The sequence below is a fragment of the Nostoc sp. genome, from assembly GCF_036917935.1.
In the GTDB taxonomy this organism is placed as follows: domain Bacteria; phylum Cyanobacteriota; class Cyanobacteriia; order Cyanobacteriales; family Nostocaceae; genus Nostoc.
In genome coordinates, this window is record NZ_JBALEL010000002.1 from 560,831 (window position 1) to 584,810 (window position 23,980).

The window sequence follows — 23,980 nt, forward strand, 5'->3', positions numbered from 1 at the left end:
TTCACGTTAAGTTGACACCAATGACAGATGTACGCCCCTACAAACGATTAATTTGTTGCAAAGATTATTGACAATGGTATGAGATCGTGTACGTTTAATTGGCCAAGCAGTCTGACGGAATTGTGGTTATATAGAGATGATATTAGTCATTACTCATTGTATCTTGCCATCTCTCCCGCTTCGGTTTGCTCTCCACATCGCGCGATCGCGCTTCTTTCCAAGTCCCCCACATTAGGGATTGCTGTTTTTCAAGATGGTTAATAAACTGCATAATTGAGTGATCTGCTTTGATGGGAGTTTTCAAATCAAACTGAATTGTTTGGAGAATCTTGATGTCACCCATGAGAAAGTACTTAGCTGCAATCTTAGTCAGCCATAGCACAACTCGATTGCATAACCAACCAAAAATTCCTTTACGTTTTTTAGTCATCAACAGAACTTGACCTTCCGTTTTTCCCCCTTCGTGGAGGCGAAGTACAACCATCATGTGGACATGGAAGAAATCGGGGCCAAGTGTCACAATGCCAATGCTACCGTACCAATAGCAAATACTGTAAGTTATGGCATTTTTGTAGAAAAGACGGATGAGCTTAATCAAAAACAAATTGTCTTTGATGGGTGTAGTATTACTGAAGATAATTGCATTCTCGTTCAGTTCGTGTCTTTCAAAAATAATTTCTAGTGGCAATTTGTGAACTGTATTGAGGTGTTGAGCATCAATCGCATTAATCATCACCACATTGGGGTGACAGTTCATCAAGAAGTGGGAATGGATGGCGACATCACACTCTTTTTGTTCTAACTCTGGAACAAAAGGTAGAGGTTGTTGTGGTATTTCTCCAGTCCAAACCCAAATCATCCCGTATTTTTCAGCAGTGGGCCAAGTTTGTAACTTCAAGGAAGGCGGCGCATCTAAACATGGGATATCAATACACATCCCTTCAGGATCAAACTTCCAGTGGTGGAAAAAACAACGTAGTGCATTACCCTCAACTTTGCCTTCAGCAAGGTGAGCGCCCATGTGTGGACAGTAGGCATCAAAGGTAACTACTCTTTTGTCTTTACCACGGTAAATTACTAATTTTCTACCCAAAATCGTGACAGGTTTTACTTCACCCACCCGCAGATTTTGAGAGGGTATTACCCAATACCATCCCTCAATAAAACGCTCTGAACTATTAAAAATTTTAGGTTTAGGGATTGAGCTATAAGTCTGCGAGTTGAGATTCATTTTTATGGTTTCACTTGAAGTGAAGCAGTTGATCTAGAAGTAACATGAGAACTAAAACAAAACAGTTACTTTCAGTACCATGACAAATAGTTGCCCAATAAATAGATAAAACTCAGAAGTTAAATTTTTGAGTAAATATTATTATAATTGTCAAAAACGTGCCAATTAGATATCGACTTAACTAAGGTGATATCCATTCATGATAGATATTTGAAAAATTAAAACTTAGTAAAATCTCTAATTAGATAAAAATTTCAACTACTGATGCCAATATTTCGCTAAACTTGCAAACGACTTAAGAATTAGCAAAATATGTAATAATAATTACAAGAGTTGGGAAAAGCTACCGTGTTAACTCAAGATAAAAAACTGCTTTTAATTGGTCAGGTAACAGATTTAAGCGGAATCCCCATTAGGACAATTCGTTATTATGAAAGTTTAGGCTTAATCAATTCATCAAGACGAACAGAGGGAGGTTTTCGCCAGTTTTCATTGGATGTGCTAACTCGTCTAGCATTCATTAAAAGAGCGCAAAATCTTGGTCTTAGCCTAGAAGAGATTGGAAATATTCTTCTGGTTTACGATCAAGGACAAACTCCCTGTGGGGAAATTAAAGAAAAGCTTGAAGAAAAGGTCTTGCAGATTGATCGCCAAATTGATCAATTGTTAACTTTACGCTCTGAAATCAAGGGATTACTTTTAGGCTGGAAAAATATCAGCGACCATCATGAGAAGACAATTTGTCCGATTATTCAAAACACCAATCAGGACTCAGGACTTTTATAAACAAGAAACCACCACAACTCTAGTCCAATTAAGGCTAAACCTGCGATCGCAACACCGACTTTTAAGCTCAAAGGTTGCTCAATGCTTTGAAATTGGCTAGTTTGCTCTGATGAATGGGCTGGCATTTGTGCTAATGTTACAGCTGATGTTCCAGTGAGAAGCACTAAAGCTATCAGGCTTCCCCAAAGTATTTTTTTACTGAACATTTCCTAAATTACCCTGCAATTATGAGCTAATTTTTGGTTGAAAGTTACGCAATCTGAGGGCATTGCTAACAACAGAAAGTGAAGAAAGAGCCATCGCAGCGCCGGCAATAATTGGATTGAGTAACCAACCAAAGATGGGGAACAGAATTCCCGCCGCAATCGGAATACCAATGACGTTGTAAATAAAGGCAAAGAAGAGATTTTGCCTGATATTGTTGATGGTAGCGCGGCTAAGTTGAATTGCTGTAACAATTCCTTGCAAATCTCCAGAAATTAGGGTGATATCGCTAGCTGCGATCGCTACATCTGTTCCCGTCCCAATGGCAATTCCTACATCAGCTTGTGCTAAGGCTGGCGCATCATTTATGCCATCACCTACCATCGCCACAATTTTAGATTTTAGATTTTGGATTTTGGATTTGGGAAATCTCTGTATCTCTCTTTGCAGGGATTGGATAATCGCCGCTTTTTGATCTGGACGCACTTCAGCAAAGATTCGCTCAATGCCAACTTGTAGAGCGATCGCATCAGCAGTTTTACGATTATCTCCAGTAAGCATTACTACTTCTAAACCTAACTTCTGTAAGGCTTTCACCACTCCTGCTGACGAGGGTTTGAGGGCATCAGCAATACCCATTATTCCTTGTAGTTCGCCATCTACAGCAATCAAAATAACTGTTTTACCAGCCGCTTCCCACGCATCTTTATACTGCTGGAGACTGATGGTGTTAATTCCAAGTTCTGTTAGCCAGCGTTGTGTACCAATTTGCACAAGCTGATTTGAAACAACTGCTTGGACACCACTACCTGCGTTAGCCACGAAGTTCTTTACCTCTGTTAAACTTACTTCTTGAGACTGAGCATATTTCACCACTGCTGACGCTAAAGGATGCTCAGAATTATGTTCCACCGTTGCTGCTAACTGTAAAAGCTTGATTTCATTACCGTTAGCTGTGCCGTTGACAGTTACAAAGTCTATAACAGTAGGTTTCCCCTCAGTCAAAGTGCCGGTTTTATCTAAAACGATGGTTTGAATTTTGTGTGCTAGTTCTAAGCTGTCTGCACCCTTAATCAAAATGCCATTTTCTGCACCTTTGCCCGTTCCCACCATTACAGAAGTGGGGGTAGCTAAACCCAAAGCACAAGGACAAGCGATAATCAGTACACCCACCGTTGTCATTGTTGCTAAGGTGAGGTTGCCAGTGAAATTAAACCAAATGACAAAAGTGGCGATCGCAACGGCAATCACAGCTGGTACAAACCATCCTGTCACTTGATCTGCCAAGCGCTGAATTGGTGCTTTAGAACCTTGTGCTTGTTGCACTAGTTTGACAATTTGAGCCAAAAATGTATCATTTCCGACTCGTGTCACCCGAAACTGAAATGCACCCGCACCGTTAATCGTCGCCCCAATTACCTCATCTCCTGGCTGCTTTTTGACTGGCAAACTTTCACCAGTCACCATCGCTTCATCTACTGTCGAAGCGCCTGAAATCACTTCGCCATCTACCGGAATTTTTTCACCAGGACGCACTAAAATCACATCATTGATTCTGACTTCGGCGATCGGAACATCAATTTCCTTACCATCACGGATGATTCTGGCATCTCTAGCTTGCAATCCAATGAGTTTGCGGATAGCTTCAGAAGTTTGTCCCCTAGCGCGATTTTCCAACAACCGCCCCAGCAAAATTAAGGTAATGACAATGGCGGCAACTTCATAATAAAGATGAGGTATCAAGCCCTGAGCAATAAAAAATTTCGGAAAAACAGTGACAAACAAAGAATATAGATACGCTGCACTTGTGCCCAAAGCAATCAGCGTGTCCATCGTTGCCGTATGGCGCTTGAGAGATTTCCAGCCATTCCGGTAAAAAGATCCACCACACCAGAACACGACGGGGGTTGTCAACACTAACTGCATCCAAGAATTTTGCAGGAAGCTGGGAATTAAGGGTAAGTTCAGCCCAGTCATCATCGGTAACGACCCCAAAAGTAGGAAAATGCTGATTACACCTCCAACAACTACCTTGAGAGAGAGTTGGCGTTGTAATGCTTGCCGACTCGCTTTCTCGACATCATCTTCTTCAGAGAGCAGTTCTTCCTGGAGTGAGTCAGAAGAGTATCCCGCAGATGCGATCGCAGCTTGGATTTTCTCTAAATTCGCTAGAGAGCGATCGTACTTGATGGTAGCTTGTTCTGCTCCAAAGTTAACGTTGCAGTCAATTACCCCAGAAACAGAGCGAATCGCCTTTTCGATGTTGTTGGCGCAAGCGGCGCAACTCATGCCTCGAAGTTTGAGTGTGAGAGTATCCATAACTAGATGAACCCCTGTGATTGGTGTGGCAGGATCTTAAAGATTAAGCAACTGGATAACCAGCAGCAGCCAACGCTTCCTTAATTGCTGTTTCTGATGCTTGAGTTTCTACACTGACAAGCTTGGTTGTTGGATCAGCCTGAACGCTAGCATTGGCATCGACTGCCTGAAGTGCTTTGGTGATGGTACCTGCACAAACAGAACAAGCCATGTTGGGAACTGTGAGTTGGAGAGTCATAGATTTACGGGATAAAATGAACAACCTAGCCAGAGCAAGCTGGATGACTGAGACGTATCTCTCAAGCGTCAGAAATAACTGGAAAGAGAGTCGCCATGAATTCATCCTAGACTCTCTAGCCGGCTGGAGAGTCTAGAGATTTTTAAAAGTTTTTCGCTAAACTTCAAATTTCTTTACAACTTTGGTTTGACTGAGTAACCATTGCCGATCAAAAATACAACGTACTACAAAAAACTTGTCATTCGATGAAAGTGTATGTTATTAAGGCTATATAACCACATTAGTCAGAATTAACCTGTTGTTTTCCCCACAATTCTGGGAAAATGACCTTCTGCACTAATTGAGACGCGGCTGCTGAACCCAAGTCTCCTACTCTCTTCACAACAAAGGGTCTTTTTTAAGGCTCTATTTGGAGTTTTCATGCAGCCAAAAAATCTCAAACGTCTCCTGCGTGCTTTAGAGCGGCAAGGTTTAGATGTAACTTATAGCAATTGCACTTATTCAGTTCGTTTAGTTAATTCTCCTGATACCCCTGTAGCAGAAGTACTACTACCAGAAGATTTTCCCGTAGAAGCTAAAGCATTGAAGCAGTTAGCAAATTTAGCAAGCGTCCGCCACCCATCAGGTGGATGTGTGTGTCGTGCCTGTGCTACGCCTGACTTTCACCCAGGTGATGCGGGTGTTGCCATTGGTTCAGTCGTAGAAACTGTGGGTCAGGTTATCCCTGGTGCCGTCGGTTCTGACATCAATTGTGGAATGCGCCTGCATGTTGTTGATTTGACAATCGACGAATTCCTAGCAAAGCGCGACCAATTCGTAGAAAAGATGAAGGGGGATTACTTCTTCGGTACGCGTGATGTGACGATGACTGCTCAAGCAATGCGATCGCTATTTCAGTACGGTATTCCTGGTTGGCTGGATGTCATGCTAGATCAGCCTACGGGCAGTGTAGTCAAATCTGATTTGCAACAACTTGCCCAAGAGAGCGAACGCATCTTCTTAGGTGGTTCAATGGATGGTGACTGGAAACTTGCGCCTGAAGAATTGGTTCCCGATGCTGGACTGGTACGCGATGGCGGACTGGCAACCATTGGCGGCGGTAATCATTTTGTCGAAGTGCAACGGGTTGATAAAGTTGAAAATCGTACACTTGCCCACGCCTGGGGAGTGCGCGAGGGACAGCTAGCTTTTATGATTCACTCTGGTTCTCGAAACGTAGGTAAGTATATTGGGGGAATGTGGCGAGATAAAGCTAAGGCAGCTTGGCAAAAAGGTCTGAAGTACCCTGATTCTCAGATTTTTCCTCTTTCTACTTATTCTCACCCCGAACTAGTTGCGAGTTACCTGCAAGCTGAGGCCACTGCTGCTAACTATGCCTTTGTCAATCGCCTGTTGTTAGCAGAATTGCTACGTCTGCGTTTGCGGGAAGTATACAAAGATGTGGAAGCACCTCTAGTTTATGACTTGCCGCATAACATCACCTTGCCAGAAGGTGAAGGATGGGTGACACGCAAGGGCGCTTGTCCTGCCCATCTAGGGCAACCAGTAATTATCCCTGGTTCAATGGGTGCTTATTCTTATCTGATGGTGGGTAGAGGGAATGCAGCATTTTGTAATTCGGCCTCACATGGGGCGGGAAGAATTCGTTCTCGCTTCGACCTCAACCGCAGAGGTGCATCTCAAAGTGAGGCGGAACTAGGATTAACTGGGGTAGACTGCATCACTCTGCGTGAAGAACGCCGAATTGAGGAAGCACCTGCTGCCTACAAACCGATTCAGTCTGTGATTGATGTACAGGTTGAAGCAGAAATGGTGGACGTTGTGGCGCGATTGAGTCCGGTGTTGACGTTTAAGGCGTAGCTGCCAAATAAAAAGCCCCTGGTGTTTACCAGGGGTATCCATCTTTATTCCCTCATTTAGAATCGCATCTGTGAAGCTATTGTAAATCCGTACTAATGCGATAACTGCATATTAATGATGATTATTTTGCAATCAGCTAGTTAGATAGGAATTTACTCAGTCTCATGGATGAGAGCGATGTCTACGACGGGCTATTCGGTGTCGCTGTTTTGTCAAATTAAGCAATTGTTCTAATTGTTTGTATGTATACCTTCTGAGTTAAATCTCCATTCAAAACATGGGATTGTGTTCATTATCCCAACACTTGCGCTCGCTCCAGTTTCTGCCAGTATGTTCACATTCAGATGCATCATCTATCCAAGGAATCGATGTAGAGTGGTACGAGTTTCCAATGGAAGTGAATAAGGGTAATAATAAGGATAAAGTTATCAATGTACAAATCGGTAGAGTAATTAAATATCCAGTGAGCAGTACAATGTTTCTATGATTCAAAAGAAATGTACCTATTCTATTGTTTTTTTGACGAGTTTTTAAGCTGGTTCTTGAATTCGATAAATGCATAATGCAACCCTATTAACACGACTTTATATAACAATCCCATTTAATTTTTAAAAGCCAAACTGAGTGTGAGCAAGCCGGATCGGGTTTTGCTCTAATTCTATTTAGCAAAAATCAAATACGAGTCTTATATAAGTATGGATTTTTACGTAAGAACATTATTCAGGCTATACACTCTGATGTCAAAGTTATAAGTAACGACTTCTTAGAACCTTTAATTTTTGGTCACTAAAAAACATTTTTCATGAAAATATGTTGAAGTTTTGGCACTCGCCCTTGCGTAAATACTGGCAAATTTAACTCACAGTCTTCCGCCGCCGATGCAGCAAAAATACTGATATAACGCTGGATTGTTGCATATCTCTATCTGATATCAAAATTTGGTTAGCAAAATTTTGCGTAATGCTGGCAGTATAGAAGTAGCGTTAATATTTTCTTATGCCTAGAGACGATAAATCCAAAGCTCTACAAAGGGCTGCATCTGATGTTATCGGTTATGAAAATTTTTTAACTGAACTAAAAACACGAATTTCTAGCGCTCAGTTACGTGCCGCAATAGCAGTCAATAAAGAATTAGTATTACTATACTGGCAAATTGGGGGAGATATTCTGAATCGCCAACAGCAGCAGAGTTGGGGCGCAAAAGTTATCAATCGTCTGGCGGCTGACTTGCAGAAGGCTTTTCCAGAAATGAAAGGCTTTTCGCTTCGCAACCTCAAGTATATGCGGGCATTTGCCGAAGCCTATGGGCGACTAGGAGTCGCTACTACACAATCAAATTCCACCTGCGTGGACTAACTGAAAAAGTAAAGTTTTGTCTGTTTAGCCAGGACTTATAAGTAGGTAGGCACGAATAAACCTAGCTATGTAACAAAATGTAAAAGTCCGAAACCCTTGCGATTGCTTGTCTGCGACACGCACTTGCGTTCGTTGTGCCTCCTCTCTACGAGACGCTACGCGATCGCAATGACAGAAATATAGTTATGTTTATTTACACCGACCTACTTAGTAGCCAGGGCTAGTAATAAATTAGACTTTACAAACATCCTCTAAATAATTTTCACAACTCAGATAGGATTTCTCTATTCTAATTACGTGAATTAATATAGCGGTTCTCAGTTGAGTGAGATACAAGAACCCCACCCCCAAGCCCCTCCCCGCTCTTCGAAAGGGGGCTATGACGTACCTTGTATGATTAGGAAACGCTATAGACTAACTTGACCAAAGAAAACGTGGTCAGCGGGAGACGCAAAAAAAACGGAGAGAGTATTTGATAATTTCTCCGTGTCTCTGCGTCTTCCATAAACAACTACTACCAAATTCGATTTCCATTTTCGTCAAGTCGTGCCTGCCGAATTACGTCGGAGATTTCTTCAGCGTCTTTAACGTGGTGGAGTGCCTTTTTTTCGCCGTTGGGTTCATCCACAACGAAGTAAGTCGGGACTGTGATTCTGTCACCTGTAATGTCTGGTACATCATCAACAGCTGCCTGTTTAGCCTTCTCTTCAATTGATTGAGGCTCATCAGCAATTCTATCTCCTGGATTCGCGGTTAAGTTTCTTTCGTTCACATCTGGCTTTTCACGAGAATCCCGGTCTTCGCTTACTGGTTGATTAATTTGATTTTCTTGATTTTTATTACTCATGGCGCTTTCAGGTATTAAAATATATGACTTGACTAACAACAGCTTAAAAAATCAAAGGCATAAAGAGGTCTTTCTCTGGAGAGAGTTTGAGAATATATTTTGAAGAGATTTTGTGAAGAAGATATCTTAGGTTATAGCCTAGCTTTGAGGGTTATAAATCACCTGATATAGGATTACTATTTTATTTTTGAACAAAATTAGATACTGTAGTGGCGTGTCAAGGCTAAAATGTTGCAAAAAAATTGCTTTGTTGGGTAGAGGCTTTGCGTAACCCAACATCCTGATGTATGTTGGGTTGCGCTCCGCTCCACCCAACCTACGTCTAATGTACTATTTTAAGCTTGCCACCCCACTACATATACTTAGATTTTTTCAGGAATCAAATCGGATTCCTATACTTCAGAAATAAATAATAATTAAGAATTAAAGTTCAGGAACAACTCTTAAAAAAAGCAAATTTTATGAAGATGAACCCACAGCAAACACAAATCTAGATTAATCCTGATGCGATCGCACCGTAGTATAGTAGTAGACCTTTGTTGGTAAATCGAATCATGAAAGAACATTCTTCTACTAATGACAAAATTCCAGCTAGTATAAAAACGCGCCGGGATTTCTTAACCTATATGCTAGGTACTACAGTTGCATCAGTAGCTATCGGATATCTATTTCCCAAAGTCAGCCAGAGTCGTGAGATAGACCTAGAAACCCTTTGCTCACTTTATCCAAAGAATTCACGCTGTCAAAATTATCTTCCAGGATCGGCGGCACTGGCTCAAGACGGCAAAGAAATTGAGGCTAATGCACTATTAGCAACTGCAAAGCCCGGAATTCCGATTTTCGTCAAAGGCTTGCCAGATCGTAGCGTTGATTATCTGATTATTCAAGACGGGCCACAGATTGCTGAATACGCTATCAGTCCAATCTGCACCCATTTAGGATGTACAGTCGAGTGGGATCTTGAGAAGAATCACTTTATTTGTCCTTGTCATGGATCTCAATACGATTCTCAGGGTCGAGTTGTTCATGGCCCAGCTAAACGTCCTTTACCACTAATCACTGTAGTAGTCAAGCAAAACCAAATTCGTTTAGTCGATCACAAACCTGCTGTAGATCCTCGTTAACCTACCAGTAACAAATCAAATTTAACAATGCCACCATACTTTTTAAGCAAGTTATGAATTATAAAAGACTAACAAAAATTACTGCATGATTTAAATTTGTCAGGTAAGCTGACAACAGCAGTTTCATTCTCAAACCAATGACCGCAAGTAGTCCCCAAATTTTAGCCCTGGACTTTGATGGAGTGATTTGCGACGGATTAATTGAATATTTTGAGGTGGCATGGCGTACTTACTGTGAAATTTGGTCTTCTGCTAACGACACACCGCCAGATGATTTAGCTTTGAGATTCTATCGCCTAAGACCTGTTATTGAAACGGGTTGGGAAATGCCCGTTTTAATTAAAGCCTTGGTAGATGGAATTCCTGACGAAAAGATTCTTCATGAATGGGTAAGCATTGCCCCACAAATTTTGTTAAATGACAAACTACAAGCAAGAGAAATAGGTGCGAAACTAGATAACCAGCGAGATGAATGGATTACCACAGATTTAGGTGGTTGGCTAAGTCTGCATAAATTTTATCCTGGTGTAGTAGAAAAAATCAAATTAACTGTTGACAGTGGAGTCAAGCTATACATTGTCACAACTAAAGAAGGGCGTTTTGTGCAGCAGTTGTTACAACAAGAAGGGGTAAATTTACCACCAGAAGCAATTATTGGTAAAGAAGTCAAGCGTCCCAAATATGATATTTTGCGAGAATTAATCCAGTCAGCAGGAGACAAGCCAGTTAGTCTCTGGTTTGTAGAAGATAGACTCAAGGCATTACAGTTAGTCCAACAGCAAGCAGACCTTGAGGATGTGAAACTTTTCCTTGCAGACTGGGGCTATAATACCCAAGCAGAAAGGGAAACTGCCCAAAATGACCCGCGAATTCAGTTGTTATCACTTTCTCAGTTTGCCAAAGATTTCTCAGCTTGGCTTTAACTAATTCGTAATTATTAGTGAAATACTTGCACGTAATTGTCTATCTTGGTGGTATTTCCCTGTTGGGGTCTAAGAGGATGTTTGAAAAGTCCTCTTGTCGGTAGCAAAACGTTCTAGATCCCCCTAAATCCCCCGATAAATTGGGGGACTTTGATTCCGGTTCCCCCCTTTTTAAGGGGGGTTAGGGGGATCTGAAAGTGCCTAAAGTCACAGTGAAACACTTTTCAAACAACCTCTAAATCCCCAACTTTATTATATTAGGAATTATTTTATAGCGGTTCTCGCTTAAGTGAGGTACAAGAACCCCACCCCCAACCCCCTCCCCGCAAGCGAGGAGGGGACTATGATGTACCTTATATGATTAGGAAACGCTATAGCGAGGATGAGAGCGTCATTATCAATTACGAATTATTTTAATTTACTGGCAGAATGGTAACGAAGCAAGATATTAAAAAGATGTAGGTAAATAATCAGGAATTAGGAAAACTCCTAACTTATAACTATTCACTCCTCACTTAACACTTACTTTTATGCTTGACCTGACAAAACTAGCGCGACAAATGCAAGGTTTAAGTCAGCATCTTACTTTAGAAGCTGCTGCCAGTCGCCAGCGTTTAGAATTGGCGCAACAACATCTAAAAAATGCTTACGAATGTCAAGAAGATTTAATTGATCGCCAGGAAAAATGGCGCGATCGCATTTCCTTTGCTAATGCTACCCCAATTGAGCCACTAGAAACCTGCATTGATATCCCAGTTCCGCCAAAAATTCATACTGTCATCGCTACCGATGGTTCCCAAATTGCCCCCAACCATCACGAAATTGCTTACTGTTATCTCCTAAATATCGGCAGAGTCGTCTTGCACTACGGACAAAATCGCCATCCGCTACTCGATAGTTTGCCAGAGGTATTTTACCGCCCAGAAGATTTATATATGTCTCGGCAGTGGGGAATTAGAACCGAAGAATGGATGAGTTTTCGCCGCACTGCTTCAGAAACAACGGTGTTAGCAGAACTGGCGTGTGCAGCGCAAGGGGAAGCGCCAACATTAGCGATGGTAGATGGTTCGCTAATTTACTGGTTTTTAGAACAGTTACCAATGGATGCACGCGATCGCATTTTACCCCCCATCCTGGAAGCATGGCAGCAGATGCGTGATGCTCAAATTCCGTTGATGGGCTATCTTAGCGCCTCTCGCAGCATCGAAACAATGAACTTTTTACGGTTATTGGCTTGTCCTCATCCAGCGCCAGATTGTAAAACTCATTGCCCAAATCAGCTAGAAAAAGTACCTTGTAAAATTTTTGAACAGTTGCGAGATACTTCTGTTTGGGCAACCCGACTCAAACCAGGACAACGCAGTACCTTGTGGCGCAGTAATTCCCCCATTCTCGAACTCTACGGCGATCAAACAATTTACTTTTGCTACGTCCACGTTGGCACCGAAATCGCCCGAATCGAAGTTCCGGCATGGGTTGCGGAGAATGCAACCATGTTAGATCAAGCACTGGGACTGATGTTAGCACAAGTGCAGAAAGGATATGGCTACCCTGTAGCGATCGCAGAGGCGCATAATCAAGCAGTAGTAAAAGGTGGCGATCGAGCGCGTTTCTTTGCCCTTCTCGAACAACAAATGATTAAAGCTGGTTTAAAAAATGTGGGAACTTCCTACAAAGAAGCCAGAAAGCGCGGGAGTATTGCTTAAATCAGAGTCTGAAACGAGACGCTGCGCGTAGCTTGCTTCCCTGTAAGGGTACAATTTTGAATTTGGAATTGTTAAGCAGGTTTTTATGCAAACACAGACAGAAAAACGCTACTACACCCGTGAAGAATATTTAGCACTGGAAGAAGCAGCCGAATACAAAAGCGAATATTTAGATGGAGAAATAGTGGCAATCGCAGGGGGTACAACTAATCATAACCATATCATCGTTAATTTAGTTGCTCATTTAAAATTTGCTTTAAGAGGGCAAAATTATAATTTATTTACTAGCGATGTGCGCTTGTGGATACCAAGTTATATAAGATACACATATCCAGATATGATGGCGATCGCGGGAAAACCAGAGTATGAAAGTGACAGCAATACCAAAGTTACAAATCCCTTAATAATTATTGAAGTTTTGTCAAAATCAACCACAAGTTATGACGAATCAGATAAGTTTCGTTGTTATCGTTCGATTCCTGAATTTAAAGAATATATCCTGATTGACCAATATAAATTTTACGTTGAGCAATTTGCTAAAAACTCAGATGCAAAATGGGTATTAACTGAATATGAATCTCCCGATGCATTATTAACACTGGCTTCGATCAATTTCCAAATTTCATCCAGTGATATTTATGAAATGGTAAACTTTTAGATGAGCTAAGACTGAATCATTAAGTGTATACTTCAGGGAACACAAAAGCCTTAATAATTGTTACATTTATAGCGTTTCCTAATCATATAAGTTACATCATAGCCCCCTCCTCGCTTGCGGGGAGGGGGTTGGGGGTGGGGTTCTTGTACCTCACTCAACTGAGAACCGCTTTATTTATTTGCCAACCTAAGCCAATAGCTACTTTCTTTAAATTGGGAGCTTCTTTAGAAAGATTAAACCTGCCACCTTTGCTTAATTCAATTTCCATTTCAGATACATCCTAAGAAATTAAGTTTTTGTTAACTAATTTATGCAAAAAAAAAAGGGGTAATAGTAATGAATACCCCCTTTTTATTAACTTCTAAGATAGCTACTAAGCAGCGTACCGGTCTACAAAACTTTGCAGTCCTGATTTATAACCAGCCCCAACAGCTTGGAATCTCCATTCTCCATCTTTTCGATAAAGTTTACCAAACTCAATTGCAGTTTCTGTGGAGGCATCTTCATCTAATTCATACTTAGCAATTTGCTTTTCTGTGGCGTTGTCATAAATTCTGATAAACGAGTTTCTGACTTGCCCAAAGTTTTGCTTTCTTTGCTCTGCTTCATGGATAGTGACGACAAAAACTATTTCTTGAACTGAAGAATCCACCTTACTCAAATCAACTTTAATTGTCTCGTCGTCTCCTATACCCTCTCCAGTTTTGCTATCTCCCTCATGTTTCACAGAACTATCTGGTGATTGTGGATTATTATAAAAAACAAAGTTTTTCTCATTAGCAAGTTTCCCGTTAGCATTTAACATAAATACAGAAGCGTCTAGGTCAAAACCTGAACCTGTATCTGTAACATTGATATCCCATCCTAAACCAATTCCAGCATTTTTCAAACTTGGTGCTTCTTTTGAAAGATTTATCCTTTCGCCTTTACTGAGATTAATTGACATGATTAGTACCTATTTTTACAAAATGAATTTGATTCCGAGTTGCTATTGAGTTACTCAACTCAATATGTAGTTAAGCATAGACTTTTATAAGTCCTTCTAAACCATTAACATTAATGCCGTTGCCAATCGCTGCCATTTTCCAATCGTTATTCTGATTGGAAATTTCAGCCATAATCATCCCGGTCATTCCTTTGTATTCAGACCCCGACAAATGATATTTGGCGAGTTCTTGATTGTTAGATATATTGACCAGACGCACAAAGGCATTTTTAACTTGTACAAATTCTTGTTTACGAGCAATACAATCGTAAATATTAACCGTAAAAACCAATTTGACAATTTCTTTCGGTAGTCGAGCTAAATCTATAATTATTTGCTCGTCATCACCTTCTCCTGCACCCGTGAGATTATCGCCCAAATGGGTAATAGCTCCTGATTTGTGGGATAGATTCCCAAAGTAAACAACGTTGCCTGCATCTGTCATTTTGCCATTTTGATTCAAACAGATTACAGAAGCATCTAAGTCGCAGTCTTGAGTGCTTTTGAAAGCCCCAAAAAAACCGCCACCGGTGGATTTTGGTACATCCCAGCCCAATCCACACATCAGCTTTGTTAGCCCAGGAGCTTCTTTAGAAAGTGAGATGCTTTGCCCTTTTTGTAGATTGATTGCCATCTAAGTTATTTTAGATATATTGGATTGATAAAGTTCTTTGTTATGCGCTCTATCCTATTCACCTTCAAGAAGCGCTGAAATCAGTAAAAATACGTAAACTCAAAAACTCCGTTTTAGGGTTCTCAACAAATCACGGAGACGCTGCGCGAAGCAAACGAGTACTGAGGATACAAAGATACGGAGAGCTTATTCTCTCCACAATGCCACTTGCTGTTTAAGTTCCCTCATATCCAAATAATCGTGAGCAAAAGCTTTCCGTAAAAGTGGATGAGGAATAAATTCATCATATTTTTGAATTTCCGGTGCTTCCGAAGTACTAACTAAATGTTCTGCGGTAATTGTTTGTTCACACAAGGAAGCAATTTCACGATAAAGATATTTAAATTTATCCTTACCTAATTTAATTGTTAAATAATAGGGATTTACTCCGCCAATACTTGTAATTTCCAATGATTCCCGACAGTAGGAGTTGAGCAATCTTTCTAAGGTGCGATAAGCAACCGTACCCATCCAAGGAAAAATACAGCATTTACCTTTTTCTAATTGCAAAATATTCTGCTTATCTAATCGAACCTGCTGCACCAATTGGCGAACTTGACGTAAACGTTGCAAAGCATTTTTTTGTAAGTAACTATACTCGACACTCTCAAATAAAACTTGCTGCATTCGTTGCAAAACTTTGGTATGAATAGTACCACCACCACCACGCCAATAAATACTAGCTTTACCCTCAGCTTGCTTAACAAAAATAGCCTTCTTTTTAAAGTCAACTTCTACGACTTCCCAAGTTCTCCCAGCTAAAGCAAATTGATTGCCAACAGGAATTGGCGTGACGATACTGCCAATTTCTGTTACACCTTGCTTAACAATATATTCTTGCTGTTCAGCAAAGACAGCATAAAACTGAAATTTTCTCACGACCTTTTCTCCTGCCAAACCCAGGATTAATTTACCTTGTTCAGTATGCTGAATATGACCAATATCAATTAAATAGCGTAGCAATAATTGGAAGTCTTCTTTGGAAAATTCAGCAAAGGGTGGCAGACTAAAAATTTGTTTGGCTAGAGCATTAGCTGAAATTTCCCCTGCTGCTGTTAAAATACTCATTGTTTGGTGATAAAGCAAACTCAAAGGATATTTTATTGGTCTAATTGGTTCAATCCATTGTTCCTCTAAATAAAGTTGAATGATGGCGATACACTGCAAAAGTTGCCAGGGGATTTGCTCTGGTAGAGAAGCTTCTGGTAATGGCTTATCTTCAGCACAAACAAATCGCATATCAGCAGCTTCACCTCTTCTACCACTGCGTCCCAAGCGCTGTAAAAAGCTAGCTACAGATAAGGGTGATTCTAACTGAATAACTCGCTCTAAATGACCAATATCTATGCCTAATTCTAGAGTCAGAGTAGCAGCAGTAACAGCTGGATTGTTGGGTTCACGCATCGCATTTTCAGCAGCTTGCCGCAAGCTAGAAGATATACTCCCATGATGTACATGATATATATCTGGTAGTCCTTGTTCTGTGGCAATTTGTCGCAAAGATGCAATTACAGATTCGGTACGTGTGCGATTATTAGCAAATATTAGGCATTTGCGAAACTTGCTGAGGTTGAAAATATATTGTTCATCAGCTGTCGCCTGTGATTCATCGACTTCATCAGCAATATAAAAATGTTCTACAGCTAGTTTTATTTGGCGTTTTATACCATCAATTTTTGGTGTAATCACCGGCTTATCTGTTCCCGATCGCAGCCAATTTTCAGCTATTGAGTAATCGCCAAGAGTTGCCGACAAACCAATACGACGGGGTTGTTTTTGCGTCAAATTTGCTAAACGTTGTAATTGGCAAATAATTTGACAACCGCGTTCTGAACCCATAAAGGCGTGAATTTCATCAATGATCACAAACCTTAAATCACCAAATAAGCGAAGTAGGTCGTTATTTTTATTAATTAACAAACTTTCGAGAGATTCTGGGGTAATTTGCAGAATGCCTTGAGGATTTTTTAAAAGTTTGTTTTTTCGAGTTTGCGAAACATCACCGTGCCAGTGCCAAACTGGAATATCTGCTTCTTTGAGTAAGTCGTTGAGACGCTCAAATTGATCGTTAATTAAAGCTTTGATGGGACTAATATATAATGCGCCGATGGTGGTCGCAGGGTTGGCATGTAATAGAGTTAAAACTGGCAGAAAGGCTGCTTCTGTTTTACCGGCAGCAGTTGCAGCAGTAACCAGCAAGTGAGCATCAGTGTCAAATATAACTTGACAAGCGGCAATTTGAACTGGTCGTAATTCAGTCCATTGGTGATGATAAATATATTCTTGGATGAAGGGTGCAAGTCGGCTAAAGGCATCGCTCATATTTTTTATGGATAAAAGTGTTAGTAAAACTACTCCTTGGTATTTCAGAACCCTCGAATCATGGATCAACGAGTTCCATGTTTGGAATTAGCGATCGCTACCCTTAAATTTCTGCCGTAGAGATTCAACGATAAGAGCATTGGTGGCAGAAGTTCCACCTGCTATGTCATATATGGAGATTGTTGCTTAATTATTTTATGTCTATTCAAGTCTACGGAATTCCCAATTGCAGCACTTGCAAAAAAGCTTTGACGTGGCTCCAACACAACAACATTGACCATGAGTTTATCAACATCAAAGATACTCCGCCGACTCGTGAGATGATTCAAAACTGGGTAAAGTCTTTGGGTTTTGCTCCCATGCGAAACACCTCCGGTCAATCCTACCGCGCTTTAGGAGATGAAAAGAAGACTTGGGCTAATGAACAGTGGGTTGATGCATTCACTCACGACGGAATGCTGCTCAAACGTCCACTTTTCGTGAAAGATGGAACAGCTGTGCTGGTTGGCTTTAGAGATGAGGGAATAGTTCGAGAAAAATTAGATTTAGTTCAGGAATGCTGAGTTACCCCATAGTTAAAACTACCGGAAACTATAAGAGGTTGTTTGAAAAGTATTTCACTGTGATTTTAGGCAATTTTAGATCCCCCCTAACCCCCCTTTTTTAGGGGGGAACCGGAATCGAAGTCCCCCTTTATAAGGGGGATTTAGGGGGATCTAGAACTTTTTATACCGATAATACGACTTTTCAAACATTCTCTAAGACTAGTATTTGATTTTTGAAATGCACGTAGTGGACTGTCTAGGCTTTAATAGTGCATTAGACGTAGACGTAGTAGACGTAGGTTGGGTGGAGGCTTTGCGTAACCCAACATATATATATATCAGGATGTTGGGTTGCTACAATTTTTTGCAACATTAAAGCCATGACAGTTCACTACAAGACTACCGAGATTTTTTCAGAAATCAAATATGATTCATATATATTATTTGGCGTTATTATAGCGTTTCTTAATAAAACAAGTTACATCATAGCCCCCTCCCACGAAACAGCGGAGAGGGGGTTGGGGGTGGGGTTCAGTACCTACTTAACCGAGAATCGGTATAGCGCGATCGCCTTTTTAGATTTGGCTCGTTCGGAAGCCGATAGGCCCTTCACCAGAATATGTTGTAGTTCCAGTTAGAGTCTTCCCACCATCACTAGATGTGACCTTGAGCGCCACTACATTCTGTCCGACACGACCACCAATTAGCCAAGTTCCGCCGGGATTCCACGGCGCTGTATTACCACCCCACTGGTTTTCTACTGTGTAGTTGTTGCTGCCGACAATGTTACCTTTAAAGCCGATGGGGCCTTCACCGGAATATGTGATGGTACCAGTCAGGGTTTTACCGCCGTCGCTGGATGTAATATCGATCGCAACAACATTTTGATTTCCCCGAGAGCCAAGTACCCAAGTCCCGCCGGGATTCCACGAAGCAGATGAGCCTCCCCATTGGTTTTCCACAGTATAGACACGGCCATCAACAGCAGCACTCTTAAAACCGATGGGGCCTTCACCGGAATATGTGATAGTACCAGTCAGGCTTTTACCGCCGTCGCCGGATGTAACATCGATCGCAACAACATTTTGATTTCCCCGAGAGCCAAGTACCCAAGTCCCGCCGGGATTCCACGGAGCAGATGAGCCTCCCCACTGGTTTTCTACCTTGTAGGTGTCGCTCCCAGTTAAGGTAGCCTTAAAACCGATGGGACCTTCACCAGCGTAGGTTGTAGTTCCGCTAAGTGTCTTGCCGTTATCACTGGATGAAACTTTGAGTTGGACAATGCGCTGATCTGCTCTAGCTCCAATTATCCATACTCCACCAGGATTCCACGCAGCAGAGGCACCACCCCACTGATTTTGTACATTGTATAGATTATTGGTATTGGTTGTTGTTGTAGTCGTCATTTTTTACTCCGAAGTTTTGATCGTTTAGTCAAAGTGAATCTATAGCAATCCGATTTGATTGCGGAAAAAAGTACGCACAATTAACAATACTTTTGCCAACTTACAAGGCTTGACATAGAACAAACCTAAGATTTTAAACGCTTCTTTTTGCCATCTAACAAAAAATTCAGTCAAGAAAATTCTGTTCTGTATGGTTTTGTAGAAGTAGTTTTAACTGTCGTGTACGTCTCTGACTTTTCACGTTGTATGGAAAAGTCTACGAAAGACCTAACCACCGAGCAAGCTTCCCGTGTCGGGAAGGGGGAAATTCAAAATCTCTGACGCCACGTGCTTCTCCCAGGGGGAGACGCTACGCGAACAAGTCGGCAGAACCGCCCAACGCAGTGGCTCTTCCTTGTCGGAGAGAGAAATAGAAGTGAGGTTTTCCAGATACTGTGAAAAGTCAGGTGTACGTCTGAGTGCAGGTTCTACGTTTTGCCTCACAATCAAGCAAACGCTTGGCAAAAGTATCGTTAAGCAGCAAATATTAGTCTTTTATGCTGTCGTTATTATACTAATACGATCATAGCTAAGATTACAAGCACAGTTAAGAAAATTTTTATTACAAATGTTGTTTTGCTTTACCAACCGAGCCGTGACGTAGTTAGTAAATCGCTTGATGCAGTCCTGTATAGCCCTCCGATTTTTTCCTCTGGAGGGGATTTATTGCAGATTAACACCCGTCAGTCAAACTGAAGTAATCGGGGCAAGTATATAATGAGGCAAAAACCATGAAGAAGTATAAGGAAATATTACGTGTCATCCTTGCTATATCGATCATTGTGGTTGGAGTGACACATTTTGTTATTCCACAACCATTTGTCAAAATTATGCCACCGCAACTTCCTTATCCTTTAGGATTAGTTTATCTCAGTGGCTTTTATGAAATTTTGGGTGGTATTGGGTTATTAGTTCCGCCTGTAAGTCAAGCTGCTGCTTGGGGACTTATTGCTCTTTTTATTGCGGTTTTTCCTGCCAATATCAATATGGCAGTTAATCACATTCAGCTAGAACATATACCAAACTCACCTTGGGTACACGTAGTTAGACTTCCTTTTCAAGCTGTTCTAATTGCTTGGGCTTGGTGGTACACGAAATCTTCAGTTGGGCAAAAACAAGCTTCTATCATTCCCAAGTCACTGATTCCTAAAGAACTAGAATCGAAATGAGTGCGTTTTTTTATATCTGAATCATGCGCGTTGCAACTTTGTTTGGAATAACACTCTCATTAGCAATAGGCATTGGAGGAGTTACGGTGCCCGTGACTCAAGCTGTGCAGCTTAGAGATGGCCTAGTCTATTTTGTCCAGCCGCCGAAACTTGTTGAAGCGACAACTACTTACAAAGATGTGAATGTTTGGGGCGGAACTTACTATTTCACCATCAATGTGCCGGAGAATGCTGGAGAATCCCTTCAGAAGGTAACGATCGCCCAAAAAGAGGGAGTAGAAAATATCCGCTACAATCTTGATGATACCCGTGCATTTGTCGGAACACGCGATGCCGAAGGCGGGCTACGCGATCGCAAAGAAACGCAACTGAAACTAGGCGCAGTCACAAACGAACGCGAGACACGCACTGTTTCTGTAAACTTTGACCCGCCTGTGACTCCGGGACAGACAGTTACAATCGCCCTTCGTCCTGTGAGTAATCCGAGCTTTTCTGGTGTCTACTTATTGGGTGTCACAGCATTTCCTGTAGGTGAAAAATCTCACGGCCAATTTCTTGGCTTTGGACGGTTTCAGTTTTACAGCAATAGGGGAAGCTGGTGGTTTCCATAGAGGGAAGAGGGAATATTTTCTAAAAGTTGTGTTATAAAAACGGGCGAGAGTATTAAACAATACGAAAGCGCTTACCATCAAGCTTTTTCGTTAAATACTTCTAAGGATTTAGGAAGAATTAGCTGTATTTTTCCTGAGTCGCTGACGTATACTCTAATTTTTTGGTAAATGCGTAATTTATACAGCAATGGAATCAAATGCTACTGTAAGCAATCAATCTTTAGCATTTAATCATCAGTAATCTTTAAAAAACCAAAAAAATTATGTTAAGTATTCCTATTAATCTAAATTTACCTCGTACACCGCATTTAGTAACTTCCTTACCTGGCCCTCGCGCTCAAGCAATTGTACAACGCGATCGCGCCGTAACTTCCCCTTCTTACACCCGCGATTACCCGTTAGTTGTATCTCGCGGCCAGGGCTGTATGGTGGAAGATGTGGATGGCAATGTATTTCTGGATATGACCGCAGGTATTGCCGTTACCGCCACCGGACACGCTCACCCGGAAGTCGTCAAGGCAATTCAAGAACAGTCGGCGCGTCTGCTGCACATGTCAGGGACGGATTTTTATTATGAGCCGATGGTGGAACTAGCGGAACAATTAGCAATTCGCGCTCCCTTTCCTCAGCCACATAGTGATACTGCGTTTCCTGCAAAGATATTTTTCACCAATTCCGGGGCAGAATCCAACGAAGGAGCAATTAAACTAGCTCGATATTACACCAAGCGATCGCTAATCATAGCCTTCTTGGGCGCATTTCACGGACGTACTTATGGGGCAATGTCTCTCACTGGTTCCAAAGCAGTGCAGCGAGCTAATTTTGGGCCTTTAGTTCCTGGGGTAACTCATATCCCCTACGGCACTCACGCTAGCTTAGATTACCTAGAACAACAGCTATTCACAACGATTTTACCACCGCTAGAAGTGGCGGCGATCGTCGTCGAACCCATTCAAGGAGAGGGTGGGTATATCGTACCCGAAGATGGTTTTTTGCAGCGGATTCGGGAGATATGCGATCGCCACGGTATTCTGATGGTAGTGGATGAAGTGCAAGCGGGAATGGGGCGGACTGGTCGCTTATTTGCGATCGAGCATTGGGGTGTCATGCCTGATATCATTACTACTGCTAAAGGTATTGCCAGTGGTATGCCTTTAGGGGCGATACTTGCCAAACCTGAGTTAATGACTTGGCCTCCCGGTTCTCACGCTACTACATTTGGCGGTAATCCCGTAGCTTGTGCTGCTGGTATTGCCACATTGCGACTGCTGGAAAGTGGTTTGATGACTAACGCCACCCAGATGGGAGAATTTTTACAGGCTAGTCTTACCGAGTTGCATCAAAGATTTCCGAGAGTATCGCTGCCACGAGGTAAGGGTTTGATGGTAGCGGTAGATTTATTAGATAAACAGGGTAATCTCGATTATAAATTGCGCGATCGCATTATCCAAGAAGCTTTTTTACGGGGTTTATTATTACTAGGTTGCGGTAAAGCAGCAATTCGTTTCTGCCCACCTTTAGTTATCGATAGCGACCAAATTCAGATAGCCCTTCAAATTATCAGCGAAATTTTAAGTTTTTAAAAGATGATGGGGAGTGGGGAGTAGGGCGCAAAAGAAGATTTTCTCACTTTTAACTCTTGACCCTTCCTTAACAAATGACAAATGACTAATGACAAATGACTAATCTATATGAAACCTGAAATAGCCCTTAATTTATGGAAATTACTTTGGCAAGAATACAGCGCCAGGGTAAATCATGCCCGTACCTACCAGCAAATGATTACTGCTGCGGGTGGGACTGTCGCCAACGACCACATCGCCTTTCGGTCTTTGCGTTTATTAGTAGATAGCCCACAGGGTCAAGTTAACTTGGGAATTGACTACCTTGGACAACTTGTAGAAGCTTTGGGTTATGTGGCGGCTGGAGAGTATACTTTTGCTCAAACTCATTTGTACGCCCGTCATTATCGTCATCCCCAGCAAGAGGAATTTAACTTACCCAAGCTGTTTATCAGCGAGTTGATTGTCGATGAATTGCCTACTAATATTGCCCAACTCATCTCTCAAACAGTATCTTCAATCCCAAACGAACTGACTTCACCCCTGATTATTCGACAAAAAGACACGAATATTGAAACCATCATCAAACAACTCCAGCAAGTCTTTACCCGCCCTTGGCAACCTCCCCAGCATTCTGTTGTCAAAGAGGTGAATCAGGTTAGTCAGTATGGGGCTTGGGTGTTACTGCACGGATATGCTGTCAACCACTTTACAGGCTACGTCAACGGACAGAATACTCCAGAATATTCAGACATTGATACTACCGCCAGTGCTTTGGCTAACCTGGGTGTACCAATGAAAGCAGAGATAGAGGGAAATGTTGCTTGTGGTTTGCGGCAAACTGCGACTCAAGCAGTAAGGTCAATGGTGACAGTATTAGATGATAACAGTGGCGCAGAAATTCAGATTCCTTGGACTTACGCCTATTATGAAATTGCCCAGCGCTATCTAGTAGAAGTGGAATCTGGAAAGCAGGTACTTTTTGATGCTTTTTTAGGAAGCAATGCCCAGCAATTGTTTGAAATGACTCGTCTATCTAAGTAGCCCAGCTTTGTCACTAAAGGATTCAATTTCAAAGTTTCCAGCTAGTAGTTTCGTGTTTTAGACGAACTAGGCTTGCAAGACAAAATCTGATGCCGCCAGAGTTGGCGCACCAGTTAGAGTTGCAAATAGACCACCACTGCCAAAACCAGCCGCGCTGCCATTTTGGTTATAAAACAATTGCCCACTCACCGCGTCATAGACAATTTTTGCCGTGCTAGTCCCTGCTGAATTCGTAATTTGAAAATCATTCTTGTTACTAAAACCTGTTCCGGCAGTTGAACTAATAGTATTAAAGGTAGTCAATTCCAGTACAATTTTGTCAGCTTCACAACTGTGAAAGTCGCTAATGGTATCTACACCAACAGTAAAACT

At 41.7% G+C, this 23,980-nt stretch carries 22 protein-coding genes and 1 pseudogene; 12 read left to right on the plus strand and 11 right to left on the minus strand.

Features of this window, described 5'->3' with window-relative positions:
- Nucleotides 1–142: 142 nt before the first annotated feature.
- Nucleotides 143–1,231: an aromatic ring-hydroxylating dioxygenase subunit alpha gene (locus V7K62_RS02715; protein WP_334861401.1), complete on the minus strand. Its 1,089-nt coding sequence runs from the start codon at nt 1,229–1,231 to the stop codon at nt 143–145.
- A gap of 348 nt (nt 1,232–1,579) precedes the next feature.
- Here V7K62_RS02715 and V7K62_RS02720 point away from each other — a divergent pair, with 348 nt between their 5' ends.
- On the plus strand, nt 1,580–2,017 hold the full coding sequence (locus tag V7K62_RS02720) for a heavy metal-responsive transcriptional regulator (RefSeq protein ID WP_334861403.1): 438 nt from the start codon (nt 1,580–1,582) through the stop codon (nt 2,015–2,017).
- Here the strand turns inward: V7K62_RS02720 and V7K62_RS02725 are convergent.
- Genes V7K62_RS02725 through V7K62_RS02735 form a run of 3 tightly spaced genes read right to left on the minus strand, consistent with a single transcriptional unit; the run spans nt 1,996 to nt 4,778 of the window.
- Complete coding sequence (locus V7K62_RS02725; protein ID WP_334861405.1) at nt 1,996–2,223, minus strand: hypothetical protein; 228 nt, start codon at nt 2,221–2,223, stop codon at nt 1,996–1,998. The two genes, V7K62_RS02720 and V7K62_RS02725, sit on opposite strands and share 22 nt — an antisense overlap.
- Nucleotides 2,224–2,242: 19 nt before the next feature.
- Nucleotides 2,243–4,540: a heavy metal translocating P-type ATPase gene (locus tag V7K62_RS02730; RefSeq protein ID WP_334861407.1), complete on the minus strand. Its 2,298-nt coding sequence runs from the start codon at nt 4,538–4,540 to the stop codon at nt 2,243–2,245.
- A gap of 43 nt (nt 4,541–4,583) precedes the next feature.
- On the minus strand, nt 4,584–4,778 hold the full coding sequence (locus V7K62_RS02735) for a heavy-metal-associated domain-containing protein (protein ID WP_334861482.1): 195 nt from the start codon (nt 4,776–4,778) through the stop codon (nt 4,584–4,586).
- 420 nt (nt 4,779–5,198) lie between these two features.
- Between V7K62_RS02735 and V7K62_RS02740 the strand changes: the two genes are divergently transcribed.
- Together V7K62_RS02740 and V7K62_RS02745 are read left to right on the plus strand one after the other, a co-directional pair.
- Nucleotides 5,199–6,638: an RtcB family protein gene (locus V7K62_RS02740; protein ID WP_334861409.1), complete on the plus strand. Its 1,440-nt coding sequence runs from the start codon at nt 5,199–5,201 to the stop codon at nt 6,636–6,638.
- A 996-nt stretch (nt 6,639–7,634) separates the two neighbouring features.
- Complete coding sequence (locus tag V7K62_RS02745) at nt 7,635–7,994, plus strand: DUF1016 N-terminal domain-containing protein (RefSeq protein WP_334861411.1); 360 nt, start codon at nt 7,635–7,637, stop codon at nt 7,992–7,994.
- 514 nt (nt 7,995–8,508) lie between these two features.
- Here V7K62_RS02745 and V7K62_RS02750 read toward each other — a convergent pair.
- On the minus strand, nt 8,509–8,841 hold the full coding sequence (locus V7K62_RS02750) for a hypothetical protein (protein ID WP_334861413.1): 333 nt from the start codon (nt 8,839–8,841) through the stop codon (nt 8,509–8,511).
- Between the two features lie 554 nt (nt 8,842–9,395).
- On the opposite strand from V7K62_RS02750, the gene V7K62_RS02755 reads away from it, so the two are divergent.
- The 4 genes from V7K62_RS02755 (at nt 9,396) to V7K62_RS02770 (ending at nt 13,252) form a co-directional block, all read left to right on the plus strand.
- Nucleotides 9,396–9,965 (plus strand): Rieske 2Fe-2S domain-containing protein, encoded by a 570-nt coding sequence (locus V7K62_RS02755; RefSeq protein WP_334861415.1) that lies wholly within the window; start codon nt 9,396–9,398, stop codon nt 9,963–9,965.
- Nucleotides 9,966–10,102: 137 nt separating this feature from the next.
- Complete coding sequence (locus V7K62_RS02760; protein WP_334861417.1) at nt 10,103–10,888, plus strand: HAD family hydrolase; 786 nt, start codon at nt 10,103–10,105, stop codon at nt 10,886–10,888.
- Nucleotides 10,889–11,418: 530 nt separating this feature from the next.
- Nucleotides 11,419–12,594, plus strand: coding sequence for a DNA double-strand break repair nuclease NurA (locus V7K62_RS02765; RefSeq protein WP_334861419.1), 1,176 nt, complete (start codon nt 11,419–11,421; stop codon nt 12,592–12,594).
- A gap of 85 nt (nt 12,595–12,679) precedes the next feature.
- Entirely contained in the window at nt 12,680–13,252 is a 573-nt protein-coding gene (locus V7K62_RS02770; RefSeq protein WP_334861421.1) for a Uma2 family endonuclease, read from the plus strand.
- A 154-nt stretch (nt 13,253–13,406) separates the two neighbouring features.
- Here the strand turns inward: V7K62_RS02770 and V7K62_RS02775 are convergent, their stop codons facing one another.
- From V7K62_RS02775 to V7K62_RS02790, 4 genes are all read right to left on the minus strand, one after another.
- Complete coding sequence (locus tag V7K62_RS02775) at nt 13,407–13,520, minus strand: TerD family protein (RefSeq protein WP_334861423.1); 114 nt, start codon at nt 13,518–13,520, stop codon at nt 13,407–13,409.
- Nucleotides 13,521–13,625: 105 nt separating this feature from the next.
- Complete coding sequence (locus V7K62_RS02780) at nt 13,626–14,198, minus strand: TerD family protein (RefSeq protein ID WP_334861424.1); 573 nt, start codon at nt 14,196–14,198, stop codon at nt 13,626–13,628.
- Nucleotides 14,199–14,268: 70 nt separating this feature from the next.
- Nucleotides 14,269–14,871 (minus strand): TerD family protein, encoded by a 603-nt coding sequence (locus V7K62_RS02785; protein WP_334861425.1) that lies wholly within the window; start codon nt 14,869–14,871, stop codon nt 14,269–14,271.
- A gap of 186 nt (nt 14,872–15,057) precedes the next feature.
- Nucleotides 15,058–17,232 (minus strand): DEAD/DEAH box helicase, encoded by a 2,175-nt coding sequence (locus tag V7K62_RS02790; protein WP_334861427.1) that lies wholly within the window; start codon nt 17,230–17,232, stop codon nt 15,058–15,060.
- A gap of 197 nt (nt 17,233–17,429) precedes the next feature.
- Between V7K62_RS02790 and V7K62_RS02795 the strand changes: the two genes are divergently transcribed.
- Complete coding sequence (locus V7K62_RS02795) at nt 17,430–17,795, plus strand: Spx/MgsR family RNA polymerase-binding regulatory protein (RefSeq protein WP_334861429.1); 366 nt, start codon at nt 17,430–17,432, stop codon at nt 17,793–17,795.
- A 557-nt stretch (nt 17,796–18,352) separates the two neighbouring features.
- On the opposite strand, the gene V7K62_RS02800 is transcribed toward V7K62_RS02795, so the two are convergent.
- Complete coding sequence (locus V7K62_RS02800; protein ID WP_334861430.1) at nt 18,353–19,183, minus strand: lectin OAA family protein; 831 nt, start codon at nt 19,181–19,183, stop codon at nt 18,353–18,355.
- 770 nt (nt 19,184–19,953) lie between these two features.
- Here V7K62_RS02800 and V7K62_RS02805 point away from each other — a divergent pair.
- From V7K62_RS02805 to V7K62_RS02820, 4 genes are all read left to right on the plus strand, one after another.
- Entirely contained in the window at nt 19,954–20,391 is a 438-nt protein-coding gene (locus V7K62_RS02805; RefSeq protein ID WP_334861432.1) for a DoxX family protein, read from the plus strand.
- Between the two features lie 23 nt (nt 20,392–20,414).
- The gene (locus V7K62_RS02810; RefSeq protein ID WP_334861434.1) at nt 20,415–21,002 is read left to right on the plus strand and encodes a DUF2808 domain-containing protein; all 588 of its coding nucleotides are present in this window, start codon (nt 20,415–20,417) and stop codon (nt 21,000–21,002) included.
- Between the two features lie 263 nt (nt 21,003–21,265).
- On the plus strand, nt 21,266–22,585 hold the full coding sequence (locus tag V7K62_RS02815; protein WP_334861436.1) for an acetyl ornithine aminotransferase family protein: 1,320 nt from the start codon (nt 21,266–21,268) through the stop codon (nt 22,583–22,585).
- A 108-nt stretch (nt 22,586–22,693) separates the two neighbouring features.
- Nucleotides 22,694–23,608: a DUF1338 domain-containing protein gene (locus tag V7K62_RS02820; RefSeq protein WP_334861438.1), complete on the plus strand. Its 915-nt coding sequence runs from the start codon at nt 22,694–22,696 to the stop codon at nt 23,606–23,608.
- Nucleotides 23,609–23,674: 66 nt separating this feature from the next.
- Here the strand turns inward: V7K62_RS02820 and V7K62_RS02825 are convergent.
- Nucleotides 23,675–23,980: pseudogene (locus V7K62_RS02825) on the minus strand (hypothetical protein); the annotation flags it as partial.